The organism is Burkholderia sp. KBS0801, from assembly GCF_005937855.2.
Taxonomy (GTDB): domain Bacteria; phylum Pseudomonadota; class Gammaproteobacteria; order Burkholderiales; family Burkholderiaceae; genus Burkholderia; species Burkholderia ambifaria.
The window spans coordinates 349,091-365,928 of sequence record NZ_CP042177.1; the positions used below are offsets into that span (position 1 = coordinate 349,091).

General features: G+C 67.9%; 15 protein-coding genes. 13 read left to right on the forward strand and 2 right to left on the reverse strand.

Going from position 1 to position 16,838, the window contains the following annotated elements; all coding sequences use genetic code 11:
• Positions 1-19: 19 nt before the first annotated feature.
• Entirely contained in the window at positions 20-2,407 is a 2,388-nt protein-coding gene (locus FFI87_RS01695; RefSeq protein WP_012362902.1) for a penicillin-binding protein 1A, read from the reverse strand.
• A gap of 226 nt (positions 2,408-2,633) precedes the next feature.
• On the opposite strand from FFI87_RS01695, the gene FFI87_RS01700 reads away from it, so the two are divergent.
• The 12 genes from FFI87_RS01700 to ugpQ all read left to right on the forward strand — a co-directional run bounded on the left by FFI87_RS01700 (position 2,634) and on the right by ugpQ (position 14,791).
• Positions 2,634-3,557, forward strand: coding sequence for a competence protein ComA (locus FFI87_RS01700; RefSeq protein ID WP_138848357.1), 924 nt, complete (start codon positions 2,634-2,636; stop codon positions 3,555-3,557).
• A complete protein-coding gene (locus tag FFI87_RS01705) occupies positions 3,554-4,186 on the forward strand; it encodes a PilN domain-containing protein (protein WP_138848356.1) in 633 nt (210 codons plus the stop codon). Before FFI87_RS01700 ends, FFI87_RS01705 begins: the two co-directional genes overlap by 4 nt.
• On the forward strand, positions 4,183-5,055 hold the full coding sequence (locus FFI87_RS01710) for a pilus assembly protein (RefSeq protein ID WP_138848355.1): 873 nt from the start codon (positions 4,183-4,185) through the stop codon (positions 5,053-5,055). The genes FFI87_RS01705 and FFI87_RS01710 overlap by 4 nt, the downstream gene beginning before the upstream one ends.
• Entirely contained in the window at positions 5,052-6,713 is a 1,662-nt protein-coding gene (locus FFI87_RS01715; RefSeq protein WP_138848354.1) for a type IV pilus secretin PilQ, read from the forward strand. The genes FFI87_RS01710 and FFI87_RS01715 overlap by 4 nt, the downstream gene beginning before the upstream one ends.
• Before the next feature lie 40 nt (positions 6,714-6,753).
• Positions 6,754-7,308 carry a shikimate kinase gene (locus tag FFI87_RS01720; protein ID WP_011655776.1) on the forward strand — a complete coding sequence of 185 codons (555 nt, stop codon included), beginning with the start codon at positions 6,754-6,756 and terminating at the stop codon, positions 7,306-7,308.
• The gene (gene aroB / locus FFI87_RS01725) at positions 7,305-8,384 is read left to right on the forward strand and encodes a 3-dehydroquinate synthase (RefSeq protein ID WP_012362908.1); all 1,080 of its coding nucleotides are present in this window, start codon (positions 7,305-7,307) and stop codon (positions 8,382-8,384) included. The genes FFI87_RS01720 and aroB overlap by 4 nt, the downstream gene beginning before the upstream one ends.
• Positions 8,385-8,449: 65 nt before the next feature.
• Positions 8,450-9,634 carry a deoxyguanosinetriphosphate triphosphohydrolase gene (locus FFI87_RS01730; RefSeq protein WP_229202968.1) on the forward strand — a complete coding sequence of 395 codons (1,185 nt, stop codon included), beginning with the start codon at positions 8,450-8,452 and terminating at the stop codon, positions 9,632-9,634.
• An 88-nt stretch (positions 9,635-9,722) separates the two neighbouring features.
• Positions 9,723-11,057: a sn-glycerol-3-phosphate ABC transporter substrate-binding protein UgpB gene (gene ugpB / locus FFI87_RS01735; RefSeq protein WP_138848353.1), complete on the forward strand. Its 1,335-nt coding sequence runs from the start codon at positions 9,723-9,725 to the stop codon at positions 11,055-11,057.
• Between the two features lie 96 nt (positions 11,058-11,153).
• Entirely contained in the window at positions 11,154-12,038 is an 885-nt protein-coding gene (ugpA, locus tag FFI87_RS01740) for a sn-glycerol-3-phosphate ABC transporter permease UgpA (RefSeq protein ID WP_059535674.1), read from the forward strand.
• Positions 12,035-12,880: a sn-glycerol-3-phosphate ABC transporter permease UgpE gene (ugpE, locus tag FFI87_RS01745; protein ID WP_012362912.1), complete on the forward strand. Its 846-nt coding sequence runs from the start codon at positions 12,035-12,037 to the stop codon at positions 12,878-12,880. Before ugpA ends, ugpE begins: the two co-directional genes overlap by 4 nt.
• A gap of 32 nt (positions 12,881-12,912) precedes the next feature.
• Positions 12,913-13,998, forward strand: a complete 1,086-nt coding sequence (locus tag FFI87_RS01750; protein WP_138848352.1) for a sn-glycerol-3-phosphate import ATP-binding protein UgpC — start codon at positions 12,913-12,915, stop codon at positions 13,996-13,998.
• Between the two features lie 28 nt (positions 13,999-14,026).
• A complete protein-coding gene (gene ugpQ, locus FFI87_RS01755; protein ID WP_138848351.1) occupies positions 14,027-14,791 on the forward strand; it encodes a glycerophosphodiester phosphodiesterase in 765 nt (254 codons plus the stop codon).
• Between the two features lie 164 nt (positions 14,792-14,955).
• Here the strand turns inward: ugpQ and FFI87_RS01760 are convergent, their stop codons facing one another.
• Positions 14,956-15,687 carry an OmpW/AlkL family protein gene (locus tag FFI87_RS01760; protein ID WP_011655784.1) on the reverse strand — a complete coding sequence of 244 codons (732 nt, stop codon included), beginning with the start codon at positions 15,685-15,687 and terminating at the stop codon, positions 14,956-14,958.
• A gap of 193 nt (positions 15,688-15,880) precedes the next feature.
• On the opposite strand from FFI87_RS01760, the gene FFI87_RS01765 reads away from it, so the two are divergent.
• Complete coding sequence (locus FFI87_RS01765) at positions 15,881-16,594, forward strand: transposase (protein WP_006752972.1); 714 nt, start codon at positions 15,881-15,883, stop codon at positions 16,592-16,594.
• The last annotated feature ends 244 nt before the right edge of the window (positions 16,595-16,838 follow it).

Consider the following 16,838-nt stretch of genomic DNA (forward strand, 5'->3'; position numbering starts at 1 on the left):
TTCATGGCCGGGCCGTTCGTCAGTGGCCGCGGAACAGGTTCATGATGTCCTGCTTTTCCTGCTCGTCGACGTGCGGCACCGGTTCCTCGGTGTCCTGCACCGCCGGCGCCTGCGGCACGCCGACCGTCGACACGAAGCCGTGCCCCGGCGTGAACTCGGTGAAGTACAGCTCGCCGCCGATCGACTGGACGTCGTCCGGCATCGTCGGCTTGAACTCCGGCACGCCCTTCAACGCCGCACCCATGTATTCGATCCAGACCGGCAGCGACAGGCCGCCGCCGGTTTCGCGATCGCCGAGGCTGCGCGGGTTGTCGTAGCCGATCCACGCGATCGCCGCGAGCGTGTGCTGGTAGCCGGCGAACCACGCGTCGTGCGAGTCGTTCGTCGTACCGGTCTTGCCTGCGAGGTCGGTGCGCTTCAGCACGTTGGTGCGTGCGCCCGTGCCGCGCTGCGCGACGCTCTGCAGCAGGCTGTTCGTCACGTATGCGTTGCGTGCGTCGATCGCGCGCGGCGCGTTCTGCTCGGCGATGAGCGGCTGCGCGCGGGCGACGATCGCGCCGTTCGGATCGGTCACTTCGGCGATCAGATACGGGTTCACGCGGAAGCCGCCGTTGGCGAACACCGAGTACGCGCCGGCCATCTGCAGCGGCGTGACCTGGCCCGCACCGAGCGCCATCGGCAGGTAGGCCGGATGGCGGTCGGCGTCGAAGCCGAAGCGGGTGATGTACTGCTGCGCGTACTTCGTGCCGATGTGGTTCAGGATCCGGATCGATACGAGGTTGCGCGAGCGCTGCAGCGCGGTGCGCATCGACATCGGACCTTCGAAGCCGCCGCCGTAGTTCTTCGGTTCCCACGGCTGGCCGCCGGTTTCCGCGGCGCTGAAATACAGCGGGCCGTCGTTGATCACCGTGGCAGGCCCGAGGCCCTTGTCGAGCGACGCCGAGTAGATGAACGGCTTGAACGACGAACCCGGTTGCCGCCACGCCTGCGTGACGTGGTTGAACTTGTTCTTGTTGTAGTCGAAGCCGCCGACGAGCGAGCGGATCGCGCCGTCCTGCGGGACGATCGAGATGAACGCGCCCTCGACCTGCGGCAATTGCGTGATCGACCACTTGCCGGCGTCGTTCTTCACGACACGGACGATCGCGCCCGGACGGATGCGGCGGTTCGGCTGCGCGTTGGCCGACAGCGCGCTCGACGCGAAGCGCAGGTTGTCGCCTTCGATCGTCGCGGTGCTGCCGTCGATGAAGGCCACCGTGATCTGGCGCGGGGTGGCCGCGGTGACGACCGCCGCGATCAGTTCGCCGTTGTCGGGATGCTCGAGCAGCGCGTCGTCGATCGCCTGTTCGCGGTCGTCGGCGCCGGCCGGCAGCTCGATGAAGCCTTCCGGCCCGCGATAGCCGTGGCGGCGCTCGTAATCCATGATGCCCTTGCGCAGCGCGGTGTACGCGACCTGCTGGTCGGCGGAATCGATCGTCGTGACGACGTTGAAGCCGCGCGTGTAGGTTTCCTCGCGGTACTGCGCATACATCATCTGCCGGACCATTTCCGCGACGTACTCGGCGTGTACGCTGAACTCGCGGCCCGCGCCCTTGACGACGAGCGGCTGCGCGACAGCCTCGTCGTACTGCTCGCGCGTGATGAAGTTCAGCTCGAGCATCCGCTGCAGGATGTATTCCTGGCGGACCTTCGCGCGCTTCGGATTGACGACCGGGTTATACGCGGACGGCGCCTTCGGCAGCCCCGCGAGCATCGCCGCTTCCGCGAGCGTGATGTCCTTCAGGTCCTTGCCGAAATACACGCGCGCGGCGCTGGCGAAGCCATACGCACGCTGGCCGAGATAGATCTGATTCATGTAGACCTCGAGAATCTGATCCTTCGTCAGCGCGCGCTCGATGCGGTACGCGAGCAGCATCTCGTAGATCTTGCGTGTGTAGGTCTTTTCACTCGACAGGAAGAAGTTGCGCGCGACCTGCATCGTGATCGTGCTCGCGCCCTGCGACGCATGGCCGTTCGTCAGCGCGACGAAGCCGGCGCGGGCGATGCCGGTAAGGTCGACGCCGCCGTGATCGTAGAAGCGCGCGTCCTCGATCGCGAGGATCGCCTTCTTGAGCGAGTCCGGCACGTCCTTGAAATGGACGATGTCGCGGCGTTCCTCGCCGAATTCGCCGATCAGCACGTGATCGGACGTGTAGATGCGCAGCGGTATCTTCGGACGATAGTCGGTCAGCGCGTCGAGCGACGGCATGTTCGGCCATGCGACGACGAGCGCGTAGCCGAGCACGAGGCCGCCGGCCACGACGAGGGCCACGCACATCGCGGCGACGCCGATCAGGGCTTTCTGCCACCAGGGCCGTTTCTTCGGCTCGGGCGCGGGAGGCGGGGACGTAGGAGACGTGGATTGCATAGGCATACCGGAAAACAGTCCCGCGATTATAGCTGCCCGGTAAGACCGGCCCTGACGCGACGGGTGGCCGGCGGAAAGCGGTGGGTCGCGGTGCCGCCAGCATAACGTCCGCGCGGCCGCCGCGCGCCATGCCTGGCCGTCCGGCCGACTGTCCGAGGCACGCGCCGCTTTGCAGAATCAGGCATCGGAAACGCGGCGTGGGCCGCAACGAGCGCGGGAGGCTGGGATGACAGCACGATGGGCGGCGCGGTTCGCGCCGGGCAGGCACCGTTCGACGGGCATCGACGTCGGGGCGGACGAGGTGAGGGTAGCCGTGCTGAGCCGGCGCGGCCGGGGCTCGGATGTGCGGGTCGAAGGGCTCGAGCGGGAGTCGGTAGGACTCGCGGACGGTCCGGAGGACGCGCGCTGGGCCGCGGTCGCGCGGGCGTTGGCGGCCGCCGTGTCGCGGCTGTCGGCGGCAGGCGTGCGTTGCGACGCGCATGGCGTGATGGCACTGCGCGACGACGAGATGCGCACGGCAACGCTCGACCTGGCCGGGCGCGAGGACGTCGCCCACGCCGCCCGGCAGGCGGCCGAGCGCATCTCGGGGCTGGCGCCGGACAGTTTCGCGTTCGACTGGCGGCAGGAGGACGGCGCGCATTCGGGCGAGATCGCGGTCGCCGTGGCGCCGCAGGCATTGCTCGAGCGGCGGATCGACGTGGCCGCGCAGGCCGGCATCGACTTGACGGCCGTCGACGGCGAGTCGGCCGCCGCGCTGCGCGCATTGCGCCATGCCGCGCAGTTCGAGCTCGATGCGCACGGCCCGTACGCCGCATTCTGGTTCAGCGACACGGGTGTGCGCGGCTGGCGGGTCGACGGCCCGGTCGCCGCACCGGTGCTCGCGGTATCCGGCGACGTGCAGGCGGCGCTCCCCGATGCATTGCGCCAGTGCGTATTCGAGCCGGTGCGCTGCGTGCTCGTGGCCGGCGACGCGCGCTGCATTGCCCGCTGCGGTACGTCGGTCGCCGACATCGGAGATGCACTCGGCGTGGCGGCGGTGCCGTTCGACTGTACGGGATGGGACGGGCTGCCGGGCGAACCCGGCGGTGTGCCGGACGCTCCGGCATTTGCTCTCGCGGTCGGGCTGGCGCTGCGCGGGGTATGGGAATGATGGTCGATACGGGGTTCGGGCGGAATAGCGCCGGCCACGCCGCTCTCGGCGGCTTCAATCTGCTGCCGTACCGTGAGCGGGTGGCGCACGCGTTGCGGCGGCGCCGTGCCACGCAGTGCGGAGCAGCGATCGTGCTCGGCGTATTCGGGGCCTGCGTGTGGACGGGCGCGCAGACTGTGTGGAGATGGCGCATCGATGCCGAGCGTGCGCGTGTGGAGGCGCAACTGCGGCAATTGGAGCCCAAGGTCGCGGCCGTCCGGCGCACCGCCGGCGCGGCCGCCGACCTCGCGCAACGCGATGCGCGCTCGATCGTGCTTGCCGCGCCTTACCGGCGTGCCACCGGGCTGCTCGTGACGCTGGCGCAGGTGCGCGACGACACCGTCCGGCTCGACGCATTGCGCACGACGTCGTCCGGCGCCGTGCTCGACGCGCGCGCGACGAGTTACCGGGCGGCCGCGCGCTGGCTCGCGCGGATCGCGGCCGAGCAGCGCGACTGGCGATTCGATATCGGGGAGCTGACACAGGCTTCGGCCATGCCCGTCACGGCGTCAGCCGCGCCGTTCCGGTTTTCCGTACAGGTGCGCTGGCACGACGCGTCGCCGCAAGGCGCAGCGGGAGGCGGCGCATGACAGCGATCGTGCATAAGTCCGTGCCGGGCGTTACCGGGTCGCTCGGCCGCATGGCGCGGGTGTCGCCGGCCACCGCGCACGCCGTCGGCTGTATGGCGGCATTCGCGTCCGTGCTGCTAGGCGGCATTCATCTGACAGATGCCGGCGACTGGAGCGGGCTCGCGCGCAGTCGCGCGTTGCTGGCAACGGCAAAGACGCGCGCCGCCGACACCCAGCGGGCACTCGCCGCCACGCAACGGCGCGACCCGGCCCCGGCCCCGGCCGCCGGGCGCAACGTCAGCTCGGCGCGTGCGCCGGCGTGGCCCGCGCTGATGCTGGAGCTGGCCGACCTGGCCGGGGCGAGCGGACTGCGGATCGTGTCGATCGAACCGCAGCGCGCGGACGATGCAGCACAGGATGGCCGGCGCACGGTGCGGATCGTCGCGGACGGCGGCTTTCCGGCGCTGTTGCGGCTGATGGGCGGGCTGGCGGGTTTGCCCGCGCTGGTGGTGCCGTCGGTCCTGCATATCGAACGAAAACCGCCCACGGCGCGGGTCGACATGACGATCGACGTATTTCCGGCGCTCCCGGGAGCCCGTTTGCCGGGTGGCGCGGCGCCCACGCTCGCCGGTGCGTCAGGCGACGATCCATTCGGCGGCGCGGGGCCGCTCACGGGAGCCGACGATGAGGTGCCGCGTCTGGCGGGCACCATTCGCGACGCGCGCGCCGGGCTCGCGTTGTTCGACGCGGGTGACGGCGGATTCGCGACCGTTGCGCGGGGCGAAGCGCTTGGGGCCGCGCGGGTGATGCGCGTCGATGCCGACGCCGTGACGCTTGCGACGGCCGATGGCGCGCGCCGGTTCCTCGTGGACGACGGAGGTCGTCCATGACGAAATACGGATGGTGGGCGATCGTATTCCAGGTCGCGTCATGCGTGGCCACGGCGCACGCGGCGCTACCGCCTTTGCCCCCGCTGCCCCCTTTACCGCCGGCCGGCTGGCCGATCGCAGCGATGCAGGCGTCTGTCGAGGACACACCGCTGCCGCAGGGCGCGCTCGATGGCGCGGACGGCATGAACGGTGCCGCATCCGCACAGGGCGGCCCACAGCCGTTCGATCAGGCCGCACATGCAGCGGTTCGGGCAGGCACGACCGCGCCGGTACCGTTGCTGGAAGGGCCGCCGATCCCGTTGCCACCGCCGACGCGCATGAGCGACGCCGCGGCGCGGCACCCCGGCGATGCGGACGACGCGCGGCGAATCTCGCTGAACCTGCAAGGCGCCGGGCTCGCGGCCGCATTCGATGCGCTCGCGCGGTTCACGGGGCTCAACATCATCGTCGGCGAACAGGTGCGCGGCACCGTAACGTTGCGTCTGAACAATGTCCGCTGGCGCGATGCGTTCGATACGTTGCTCGACACGCACGGGTTGGCCATGTCGCGGCGCGGCAACGTGATCTGGGTCACGCCGGCGGCCGAACTCGCCGCGCGCGAGCGCGAGCGCTTCGAAACGCACGCCCGCGCGGCCGATCTGGAGCCGCTCGCGAGCCGGACCTTCGCGCTGCATTACCCGCGCGCGCTGGACGTGCAGCGGCTGCTGGCCGGTGCGACCGGCCAGCGCCTGCTGTCGAAACGCGGCGCCGCGGCGGCCGATCCGCGCACGAACCTGCTGTTCGTCACAGATCTTGCGCCGCGCATCGTGCAGATCGCGGGGCTGATCGACGCGATCGATCGGCCGTCGCGACAGGTGCGGATCGAGGCGCGCATCGTCGAAGGCGAACAGGGCTTTTCGCGCAACCTCGGCGCTCGCATCGCGTTGCGCGCGCAGGGACGGGCGCCCACGGCCGACGGCGCGGCATCCGCGACCGACACGCGCAACGCGCTCGATCTCGCCGCGCGGCCGCTCGGCGGCTTCGAGGCGGCGACGGCCGGCTTCACGTTGTTCGCCGCGCCGCTCAGCCGCGTGCTAGACGTCGAGCTGAGCGCGCTCGAGGCACAGGGGCGGGGCCAGATCGTGTCCAGCCCGCGCGTGGTCACGGCCGACCGCGTGAAGGCGATCGTCGAACAGGGCTCGGAGCTGCCGTATCAGGCGAAGGTCGGCAATGGCGTGAGTGGCGTGCAGTTCCGCCGCGCGACACTGAAGCTCGAGGTCGAGCCGCAGATCACGCCCGACGGGCGCGTCGTGCTCGACCTCGACGTGACGAAGGACAGCATCGGCGAGCCGACCGCGGCCGGCCCGGCGATTCATACGAAGCACGTGCAGACGCGCGTGGAGGTCGAAAACGGCGGGACGGTCGCGATCGGCGGGATTTACGAGCAGTTGAACCGGGATGATGTGACGCGGGTGCCGCTGTTGGGCAAAATACCGGTACTGGGCGCGCTTTTCCGGCACCGCGCGCGGCGCGACCAGCGCAGCGAACTCGTCGTCTTCATCACGCCGACGGTCGTCGGCACGCAGTGCGAGACGTCCGGCGCGGGCGATGCGGACGCGGGAAAAAGGGGGCCGGAAGCCGGTGGCGCAGGCTCGACAAGGCAGCCGCTTTGCCAGTAAGCTGCGCCACACACCAGCAAGATTCAAGCAGAGGAAGCCGTTGCAAGCGCGGGACCCACACGCAAACGTATTTTTCGTCGGCCTTATGGGAGCGGGTAAGACCACCGTGGGCCGTGCGGTCGCGCGCCGGCTCGACAGGACGTTCTTCGACTCCGACCACGAAATCGAGGCCCGCACGGGTGCGCGCATTCCGGTGATCTTCGAGATGGAGGGCGAGGCCGGCTTTCGCGACCGCGAATCGCAGGTGATCGCCGATCTCACGCAGCGTGAGAATATCGTGCTCGCGACGGGTGGCGGCGCGGTGCTGCGCGCCGAAAATCGCGATTGCCTGAAAGGCCACGGCATCGTCATCTATCTGCGCGCCAACCCGCACGATCTGTGGCTGCGCACGCGCAAGGACAAGAACCGCCCGCTGTTGCAGACCGGCGATCCGAAGGCGCGTCTCGAAGCGCTCTACGAAGTGCGCGACCCGCTGTACCGCGAATGCGCGGACTTCATCATCGAGACCGGCCGTCCGTCGGTCAACGGCCTCGTCAACATGGTGCTGATGCAACTCGAACTGGCAGGCGTCATCGCCAAGCCGCTACAAGCATGATTACCGTCAACGTCGACCTGGGCGAGCGCGCCTACCCGATTCACATTGGTGCCGGCCTGATCGGCCGCACCGAACTGTTCGCCCCTCACATCACCGGTTCGTCGGTCACGATCGTCACGAACACGACGGTCGATCCGCTCTACGGCGACGCGCTGCGCGCGGCGCTCGCGCCGCTCGGCAAGCGCGTATCGACGGTCGTGCTGCCGGACGGCGAGGCCTACAAGAACTGGGAAACGCTGAACCTGATCTTCGACGGCCTGCTGACCGAGCGCGCCGACCGCAAGACGACGCTCGTCGCACTCGGCGGCGGCGTGATCGGCGACATGACCGGCTTCGCCGCCGCGTGCTACATGCGCGGCGTGCCGTTCATCCAGGTGCCGACGACGCTGCTGTCGCAGGTCGATTCGTCGGTCGGCGGCAAGACCGGCATCAACCATCCGCTCGGCAAGAACATGATCGGCGCGTTCTACCAGCCGCAGGCGGTGATCGCCGATATCGGCGCGCTGACCACGCTGCCCGATCGCGAGCTGGCGGCCGGCGTGGCCGAAGTCATCAAGACGGGCGCGATCGCCGATGCCGAATTCTTCGACTGGATCGAGGCGAACGTCGACGCGCTGAACCGCCGCGAGCCGGCCGCGCTCGCGCATGCAGTGAAGCGCTCGTGCGAGATCAAGGCGAGCGTGGTCGCGGCCGACGAACGCGAAGGCGGCCTGCGCGCGATCCTGAACTTCGGCCATACGTTCGGCCATGCGATCGAGGCCGGGCTCGGCTACGGCGAATGGCTGCACGGCGAAGCGGTCGGCTGCGGGATGGTGATGGCGGCCGACCTGTCGGTGCGGCTCGGCCTCCTCGACGAAGCGTCGCGGCAGCGGCTCGATGCCGTGATTGCCGCCGCGCACTTGCCGGTGCGCGGGCCGGCACTCGGCGATGCGCGCTACATGGAGCTGATGCGTGTCGACAAGAAGGCCGAAGCCGGCGCGATCAAGTTCATCCTGCTGAAGCGATTCGGCGATACGCTGATCACCCAGGCGCCCGACGAAGCGGTGTTCGCTACACTGGCGCAGACGACCCGGTAACGGCGCCCCGGATGCCCCGGCGCCACTGACATGGAGCAGACGTGAGCGAGACATCCAGCAGCAAACTGCCCGAGGCCGGCCGCGCATCCGTCGCGACGCTGGTCGAGCCGCCGACGCTGGCGGCGCTGGAAGCCCATCTCGCTCCGTATGCCGCCCACGCATCGCAGTCGCGCGGCCGCCGCCATCCGGAAACGCCGCCGGCGGCGCGCACCGAATTCCAGCGCGACCGCGACCGCATCGTTCATTCGACCGCGTTTCGCCGGCTCGAATACAAGACGCAGGTCTTCGTCAATCACGAAGGCGACCTGTTCCGCACCCGCCTCACGCACAGCCTCGAAGTCGCGCAGATCGCGCGTTCGGTCGCGCGCAACCTGCGCCTGAACGAGGATCTCGTGGAAGCGATCTCGCTCGCGCACGATCTCGGCCATACGCCGTTCGGCCATGCCGGGCAGGACGCGCTGAATGCATGCATGCGCGAGCACGGTGGCTTCGAGCACAACCTGCAGAGCCTGGCCGTCGTCGACGAGCTCGAGGAGCATTACGGCGCGTTCAATGGCCTGAACCTGTGCTTCGAGACGCGCGAAGGCATCCTCAAGCATTGCTCGCGCGAGAATGCGCGCAAGCTCGGCGCGCTCGGCGAACGGTTCCTGCAAGGGCGCCAGCCGTCGCTGGAGGCGCAACTCGCGAACATCGCGGACGAAATCGCATACAACAACCATGACGTCGACGACGGCCTGCGCTCGGGCCTGATCACGATCGGGCAGCTCGCCGAAGTCGAGCTCTGGCAGCGCCACTACGAGGCCGCGCTGGCGGAATTCCCGCATCTCGAAGGCCGCCGCCTCGTGCACGAGACGGTGCGCCGCATCATCAACACGCTGATCGTCGACCTGATCGACGAGACCACGCGCAATCTCATGCGCGTCGCGCCCGCGTCGCTCGACGACGTGCGCGCGGCGCCGCCGCTTGTCGCGCACAGCGAAGCGATCGCCGCGCAGGCGGCCGCCCTCAAGCGTTTCCTGTTCAAGAACCTGTACCGCCATTACAAGGTGATGCGCATGGCGAACAAGGCGCAGCGCGTCGTTACCGGGCTGTTCGACGCGTTCATCGACGATCCGCGCCTGCTGCCGCCGCCGTACCAGTCGGACGACGAAGCGCAGCAGCCGCGCCTCGTCGCGCACTACATCGCCGGCATGACCGACCGCTTCGCGCTGAAGGAATACCAGCGCCTGTTCGTCGTCAACGACAACTGACTGTCACAAACGATCACTAGACTTCGCCGGTTCAATGGCGACGGGAATGTTGCACACGCTGTTGGTAACGTTTTCATAGGAGAGGTCGATGAAGAAGAAGCCTGCGGGGACCACGATTCGCTCGATCGCGCTTGGCGGCGCGCTGATGTTCGGTGTGCAGCATGCGGCGTTCGCCGCGACGGAAATCCAGTTCTGGCATGCGATGGAGTCGGCGCTCGGCGAGCGCGTGAACGAGCTCGCCACGCAGTTCAACGCATCGCAGAGCGACTACAAGATCGTGCCGGTCTTCAAGGGTACCTACGACCAGGCGCTTGCGGCGGGCATCGCCGCCTATCGCAGCGGCAACGCGCCGGCGATCCTCCAGGTCTATGAAGTCGGCACCGCGACGATGATGCAGGCGAAGAAGGCCGTCGTGCCCGTCTACGACGTGTTCAAGCACGCCGGCGTGCCGCTCGACGAAAAGGCGTTCGTGCCGACCATCGCGAGCTACTACAGCGATGCGAAGACGGGCCATCTCGTGTCGATGCCGTTCAACAGCTCGACGCCGGTGCTGTACTACAACAAGGACGCGTTCAAGAAGGCCGGGCTCGATCCGAACCAGCCGCCGAAGACATGGGCGGACGTGCAGGCCGATGCGGAGAAGCTGCGCAAGTCGGGGATGGCCTGCGGCTTCACGACCGGCTGGCAGGGCTGGATCCAGCTCGAGAACTACAGCGTGTGGCACGCGCTGCCGTTCGCGAGCCGCAACAACGGCTTCGACGGCGCCGACGCGGTGCTCGAATTCAACAAGCCGCAGCAGATCGCCCACATCGCGTTCCTGCAGCAGATGCAGAAGGACGGCACGTTCACGTACGCGGGCCGCAAGGACGAAGCGTCGGCGAAGTTCTACAGCGGCGACTGCGGGATCCTGACGACGTCGTCGGGTGCGCTCGCGAACGTGCAGAAATTCGCGAAGTTCAGCTACGGCACGGGCATGATGCCGTACGACGCGAACGTGAAGGGCGCACCGCAGAACGCGATCATCGGCGGCGCGAGCCTGTGGGTGCTGGCCGGCAAGGATCCGGCGACCTACAAGGGCGTCGCGAAATTCCTCGCGTTCCTGGCCTCCCCGCCGATCGCCGCGAAGTGGCACCAGGAAACGGGCTACCTGCCGGTCACGACGGCCGCGTACGACCTCACGCGCCAGCAGGGCTTCTATGCGAAGAACCCGAGCGCGGAAACCGCGATCAAGCAGATGTTGAACAAGCCGCCGCTGCCCTACACGAAGGGGCTGCGTCTGGGCAACATGCCGCAGATCCGCACGGTCGTCGACGAAGAGCTGGAGCAGGTCTGGGCGCAGAAGAAGTCGCCCAAGGACGCGCTCGACTCGGCTGCCTCGCGCGGCGACGAGCTGCTGCGCCGCTTCGAGAAGTCGGGCGGCTGATCCCGCATCGCGTCCGTGCCGCCGGCCGCCGCCTCGCGCATGCGCGCGGGACGGCGGCGCGGTTCCCTTTCCGTTTCGCCTGACCGGATGCCCGCGATGCAATCCCGTTCCCGTTTCGGCGCGAGCCTGCTGCCGTACCTGCTGATCGCGCCGCAGCTCGCGATCACCGCCGTGTTCTTCCTGTGGCCGGCCGGCGTCGCGCTGTGGCAGTCGACGCAAATGCAGGATGCGTTCGGCACGTCGAGCGAATTCGTCGGCTTCGCGAACTTCACGCACCTGTTCGCCGATCCGCTGTACCTCGACTCGTTCCGCACGACACTGGTGTTCAGCTCGCTCGTCACGGTCAGCGGGCTCGTCGTGTCGCTGCTGCTCGCCGCGTGCGCCGACCGCGTGATCCGCGGCGCGCGCGTGTACCGCACGCTGCTGATCTGGCCGTACGCGGTCGCGCCGACGATCGCCGCCGTGCTGTGGGCGTTCCTGTTCAACCCGAGCATCGGCCTCGTCACCTATGCGCTCGCAAAGGGCGGCATTGTCTGGAATCACGCGCTGAACGGCAGCCAGGCGATGTTCCTCGTCGTGCTCGCGTCGGTGTGGAAGCAGGTGAGCTACAACTTCCTGTTCTTCTATGCGGGGCTGCAGGCGATTCCGCGCTCGCTGATCGAGGCGGCGGCGATCGACGGCGCCGGGCCGGTGCGGCGCTTCTTCAACATCGTGCTGCCGCTGCTGTCGCCGACGAGCTTCTTCCTGCTGGTCGTGAACCTCGTCTACGCGTTCTTCGACACGTTCCCGGTAATCGACGCGGCCACCGCGGGCGGCCCCGCGCAAAGCACCAAGACGCTGATCTACAAGATCTTCACGGAAGGCTTCCAGGGGCTCGACATCGGCAGTTCGGGCGCGCAGTCGGTCGTGCTGATGATCATCGTCGTCGGGCTCACGGTGATCCAGTTCCGCTTCGTCGAACGCAGGGTGCAATACGCATGATCGAAAATCGCAAGGGTTTCGACCTGTTCTGCCACGCGGTGCTGATCGCGGGCGTCGTGGCGATCGTGTTCCCCGTCTACGTCGCATTCTGCGCGGCGACGATGAACGCGCAGGAAGTGTTCACGATCCCGCTGTCGCTGGTGCCGAGCACGCACCTGCTGGAGAACATCGCGTACATCTGGGGGCACGGCAGCGGCGGCACGACCGCGCCGTTCGGCCGGCTGCTCGTGAACAGCTTCGTGATGGCACTCGGGATCGCGGTCGGCAAGATCGCGGTGTCGATCCTGTCCGCGTACGCGATCGTCTATTTCCGCTTCCCGTTCCGCAACACGGCGTTCTGGCTGATCTTCATCACGCTGATGCTGCCGGTCGAGGTGCGGATCTTCCCGACCGTGCAGGTGGTGTCGACGCTGCACCTGACGAACGCCTACGCGGGGCTCACGCTGCCGCTGATCGCGTCGGCGACGGCGACGTTCCTGTTCCGCCAGTTCTTCATGACGCTGCCCGACGAATTGATGGACGCCGCGCGCATCGACGGCGCGGGGCCGATGCGCTTCTTCTGGGACGTCGTGCTGCCGCTGTCGAAGACGACCATCGCGGCGCTGTTCGTGATCACCTTCATCTACGGCTGGAACCAGTATCTGTGGCCGATCCTGATCACGACGGAGGCGTCGCTGTCGACGGCGGTGGTGGGCATCAAGACGATGATCGCGAGCGGCGACGCCGCGACCGAATGGCAATACGTGATGGCGGCGACGCTGCTGGCGATGATTCCGCCGCTCGTCGTCGTGCTGGCGATGCAGCGCTGGTTCGTGCGCGGCCTCGTCGATTCCGAGAAATGAACCACGGACGGCAACCGGGAGAAGGACCAAGTATGGCTGCGCTGAGCTTGAAGGGCGTCAGGAAATCCTACGACGGCAAGCAGCACGTGCTGCACGGCATCGACGTGGAGATCGCCGACGGCGAATTCGTCGTGCTGGTCGGCCCGTCGGGCTGCGGCAAGTCGACGCTGCTGCGGATGATCGCGGGGCTCGAGACGGTGACGGACGGCGAGATCGCGATCGGCGACCGCGTGGTCAACGCGCTGGAGCCGAAGGATCGCGACATCGCGATGGTGTTCCAGAACTACGCGCTCTATCCGCACATGACGGTCGCGCAGAACATGGGCTACGGGCTGAAGATCCGCGGCATCGAGCGCGCGACGATCGACGCGCGGGTGGCCGCGGCCGCGAAGATCCTCGAACTCGATCCGCTGCTCGCGCGGCGTCCGCGCGAACTGTCGGGCGGCCAGCGGCAGCGCGTCGCGATGGGGCGTGCGATCGTGCGCGAGCCGGAGGTGTTCCTGTTCGACGAGCCGCTGTCGAACCTCGATGCGAAGCTGCGCGTGCAGATGCGGCTCGAGATCCAGCGGCTGCATGCGCGGCTCGCGACGACGAGCGTGTACGTGACGCACGACCAGATCGAGGCGATGACGCTCGCGCAGCGCGTGATCGTGATGAACCGCGGCTACGCGGAGCAGATCGGCGCGCCGGTCGACGTGTACGAGAAGCCGGAGACGGAGTTCGTCGCAGGCTTCATCGGCTCGCCGGCGATGAACCTGATGCATGGCCGGCTGTCGGAGGATGGCGCGACCTTTGCGGTCGCGGGCGGCGGCCCGGCGCTGCCGGTCGCCGGCGCGCCCGGCATCGGCACCACGATCGCCACCGGGCGCGACTGGGTGCTCGGCGTGCGCCCGGAGCACATGACGCCGCAGCCGGGCGTCGCGCAGGCATCGTTGCCGGTCGATTCGTGCGAGCTGCTCGGCGCGGACAACCTCGCGCACGGCCGCTGGGGCAACCACGACGTCGTGGTACGCCTGCCGCACGCGGATCGTCCCGCGCGCGGCACGGCGCTGGGCGCCGCGCTGCCCGCGCACCGGCTGCATTTCTTCGATCCCGAGACCGGCAAGCGCGCCGGCTGACCCTGACGAACCCGCTGCGAGGCGCACGATGACTTCCCGTACCGACTGGCCCTATCCGCGCGTGGTCGCCCATCGCGGCGGCGGCACGCTTGCGCCGGAGAACACCCTCGCCGCGCTCGACGAGGGCGCGCGGCGCGGGCACCGGATGGTCGAGTTCGACGCGAAGCTGTCCGCCGACGACGTGACGTTCCTGCTGCACGACGACACGGTCGAGCGCACGTCGAACGGCAGCGGGCCGGCGGCGGGCATGCGTTATGCGGCGCTGGCCGCGCTCGACGCCGGTGCGTGGTTCGACGCGCGCTTCGCGGGCGAGCGGATGCCGACGCTCGAGGCGGCGGCGGCGCGCTGCATCGCGCACGGGCTGGCCGCGAATGTCGAGATCAAGCCATGCCCGGGGCGCGAGCGCGAAACCGGGCAGCGCGTGGCGGCCGACGCGGCTGCGTACTGGCGCGATGCCGCGGTGCCCCCGCTGCTTTCGTCGTTTTCGTTCGATGCGCTGCAGCAGGCGCACGCGACCGTGCCGGCGCTGCCGCGCGGGATGCTATACGAAGCCGTGCCGGACGACTGGCATGCGCAGGTCGTCGGGGCGCTCGGCTGCGTTTCGTTGCATGCAGACCACACACGGCTCGACGAACCGCTCGTGCGCGCGATCAAGGCGGCCGGGCTACGCATCCTGGTCTACACGGTCAACGACCTCGCCCGGGCGCGCGAACTCGTGCGCTGGGGCGTCGACGCGGTCTGCACGGACCGGATCGACCTGATCGGCCCGACGGCACTCGACGACGTCATATAGCGCCCGCACCGGGCAAAATTCTGTCCGGGAACCTGCGTGACGCGAAAAAACGACGCCCCGACGCGATTCCCGCCGGGGCGTTTTGCATCGTGGAGACGTTACGTCGGGAAAAATCCGCTACAAATTGCAGCAGGATTAACCATTCCCCAAATATTCGACTACGCTTAGAAGCGGTAGCCGACGTTCAGGTACGTGACGATCGGGTTCAGCGAGATCTTCGCTTTCGACGTTTCGGTCAGGGTGCCGACCGGCGTGCGGCGGGCCGTCGTGAAGGTGGCGGTCACGCTGACCGGGATGTACGAGATCGACAGGCCCCCGAACCAGTGTTTCGTGAAGTTGTACGTGAAGCCGGCGTTGAGCACGGGCGCCCACTGGTTGCTGGTCGTGGCGCTGGTCGGGCCGCCGAGCACGCCGTTCTCGAAGCTGCTGTTCGTGATCTTTGCGCCGGTGAACCAGACATACGTCGCGCCGACGCCGAGATACGGACGGAACTTCGCGTTGGCGTCGTTGAAGTGGTAGCGAAGCAACAGGGCGGGGCTCCACTGGTACGCACGGCCGAGTACGCCGAAGTTTTCGAACCGACCCTTGCCGGTGATGTCGAACTTCGGCGGTATCCCCATGACGAGCTCGGTGGAGATGTGGTCGGTAACGAAGTAGCCCGCGGCGAGCCCGAGCGTATCGGCGTCGTTGATGCCGGCGCCCGTGTTGGGAATCGATTGGTTGATGGGCGTGCCGCCGACGCGGTAGACGAACAGCGGGTCGCTGCTGTCCTGCGGTGACAGGTGCAGCCAGCCGGTGCTGACGTAGAAGTCACCTGCGGATTGTGCGTGTGCCGGGCCGCCCGCAAATGCGAATGCGAGCGCTGCGGCCCCCGTAATGGCCAGTTTTCGTTTCATTGTGTCTCCTCCGATCAAAGGCGTGCTCATTATGACGACTGCGTTTAAAACCAAACAAGCTCGCAAGTTAGAGCTTTCTCCCTAGGATTCGCACGACCGTACGCTTCCGCGCCCCGTAGGGACAGGCATTCTACGCAGGTGCGCACTTTCGGACCTTCGGGTATTTCCTAACGCGTTCAAACGGACATTCAGCATGGCACGGTTAGCACGACTCTACGTTCCCGACCAGCCGCAGCACGTGATACTGCGCGGCCTGGATCAGCAACCCGCGTTCGTCGACGACCAGGACTACGAACTCTTTATCGATTGCCTGAAGGCCGCGGCACGCGATCACCATCTTTCGGTGCATGCCTATGTGCTGCTCCCGCGTCAGGTGCAGCTCCTCGTGACGCCGAGCGACGAGGCGAGCCTGCCGAAGGCGATGCAGGCGGTCGGCCGCCGCTACGTCGCGCATTTCAACCGGCGCTATTCACGTCGCGGCACCCTGTGGGAAGGCCGCTATCGGGCGACCGTGATCGAAGGCGAGCGCTATTTCCTGCTCGCGAGCCGCGTGGTCGAGATGAGCCCGGTGCGCGCGCAGCTGGTTGCGACGCCCGACGCCTATCGCTGGTCGAGCTACCGGCACCACGTCGGGCTGACGGTCGACAGCCTGATCACCGACCACCCGCTCTACTGGGCGCTCGGCAACACGCCGTTCGACCGGCAGCGCGCGTACAAGGAGCTGTGCGAACAGCCGCTCGACGAGCGGCAGGCCGATCAGCTTCAACAAGCGACGCTGAAGGGCTGGGTGCTCGGCGGCGAGAATTACCGCGAGTGGGCGGCCCGCACCGCGAATCGTCGCGTGTCGCCGCTGCCGCGCGGACGCCCCAGAAAGGTGCGTGAAAACACGCCGCCCATCCAGCAATAGCCCGGAACAGGCGGATCACGAGGCGGCGCCGCGGGCGCCGCTTCTTTTTGCACCAAAACGATACGTCCCCAATAAAACGGCACCAGATCGGAGCGTGGCTTTAATTGGGGTTCTATCAAGAGGTTTTTGTTGCTATTCCTTTGATTCGTCGCGTATATTCCGAATTCCGGTGGCCCGGGCGAAGCTCGCCCAACCACTGTCGGCCGTGCCGTCTCCCGTCGGGAGCGGGATCGACGGCAACAAA

Excerpts from the sequence above, each read along its gene's own strand:
- FFI87_RS01695 (WP_012362902.1), bottom strand. The coding sequence starts at position 2,407 with ATGCAATCCACGTCTCCTACGTCCCCGCCTCCCGCGCCCGAGCCGAAG.
- FFI87_RS01700 (WP_138848357.1), top strand. The coding sequence starts at position 2,634 with ATGACAGCACGATGGGCGGCGCGGTTCGCGCCGGGCAGGCACCGTTCG.
- FFI87_RS01705 (WP_138848356.1), top strand. The coding sequence starts at position 3,554 with ATGATGGTCGATACGGGGTTCGGGCGGAATAGCGCCGGCCACGCCGCT.
- FFI87_RS01710 (WP_138848355.1), top strand. The coding sequence starts at position 4,183 with ATGACAGCGATCGTGCATAAGTCCGTGCCGGGCGTTACCGGGTCGCTC.
- FFI87_RS01715 (WP_138848354.1), top strand. The coding sequence starts at position 5,052 with ATGACGAAATACGGATGGTGGGCGATCGTATTCCAGGTCGCGTCATGC.
- aroB (WP_012362908.1), top strand. The coding sequence starts at position 7,305 with ATGATTACCGTCAACGTCGACCTGGGCGAGCGCGCCTACCCGATTCAC.
- ugpB (WP_138848353.1), top strand. The coding sequence starts at position 9,723 with ATGAAGAAGAAGCCTGCGGGGACCACGATTCGCTCGATCGCGCTTGGC.
- ugpA (WP_059535674.1), top strand. The coding sequence starts at position 11,154 with ATGCAATCCCGTTCCCGTTTCGGCGCGAGCCTGCTGCCGTACCTGCTG.
- ugpE (WP_012362912.1), top strand. The coding sequence starts at position 12,035 with ATGATCGAAAATCGCAAGGGTTTCGACCTGTTCTGCCACGCGGTGCTG.
- FFI87_RS01750 (WP_138848352.1), top strand. The coding sequence starts at position 12,913 with ATGGCTGCGCTGAGCTTGAAGGGCGTCAGGAAATCCTACGACGGCAAG.
- ugpQ (WP_138848351.1), top strand. The coding sequence starts at position 14,027 with ATGACTTCCCGTACCGACTGGCCCTATCCGCGCGTGGTCGCCCATCGC.
- FFI87_RS01760 (WP_011655784.1), bottom strand. The coding sequence starts at position 15,687 with ATGAAACGAAAACTGGCCATTACGGGGGCCGCAGCGCTCGCATTCGCA.
- FFI87_RS01765 (WP_006752972.1), top strand. The coding sequence starts at position 15,881 with ATGGCACGGTTAGCACGACTCTACGTTCCCGACCAGCCGCAGCACGTG.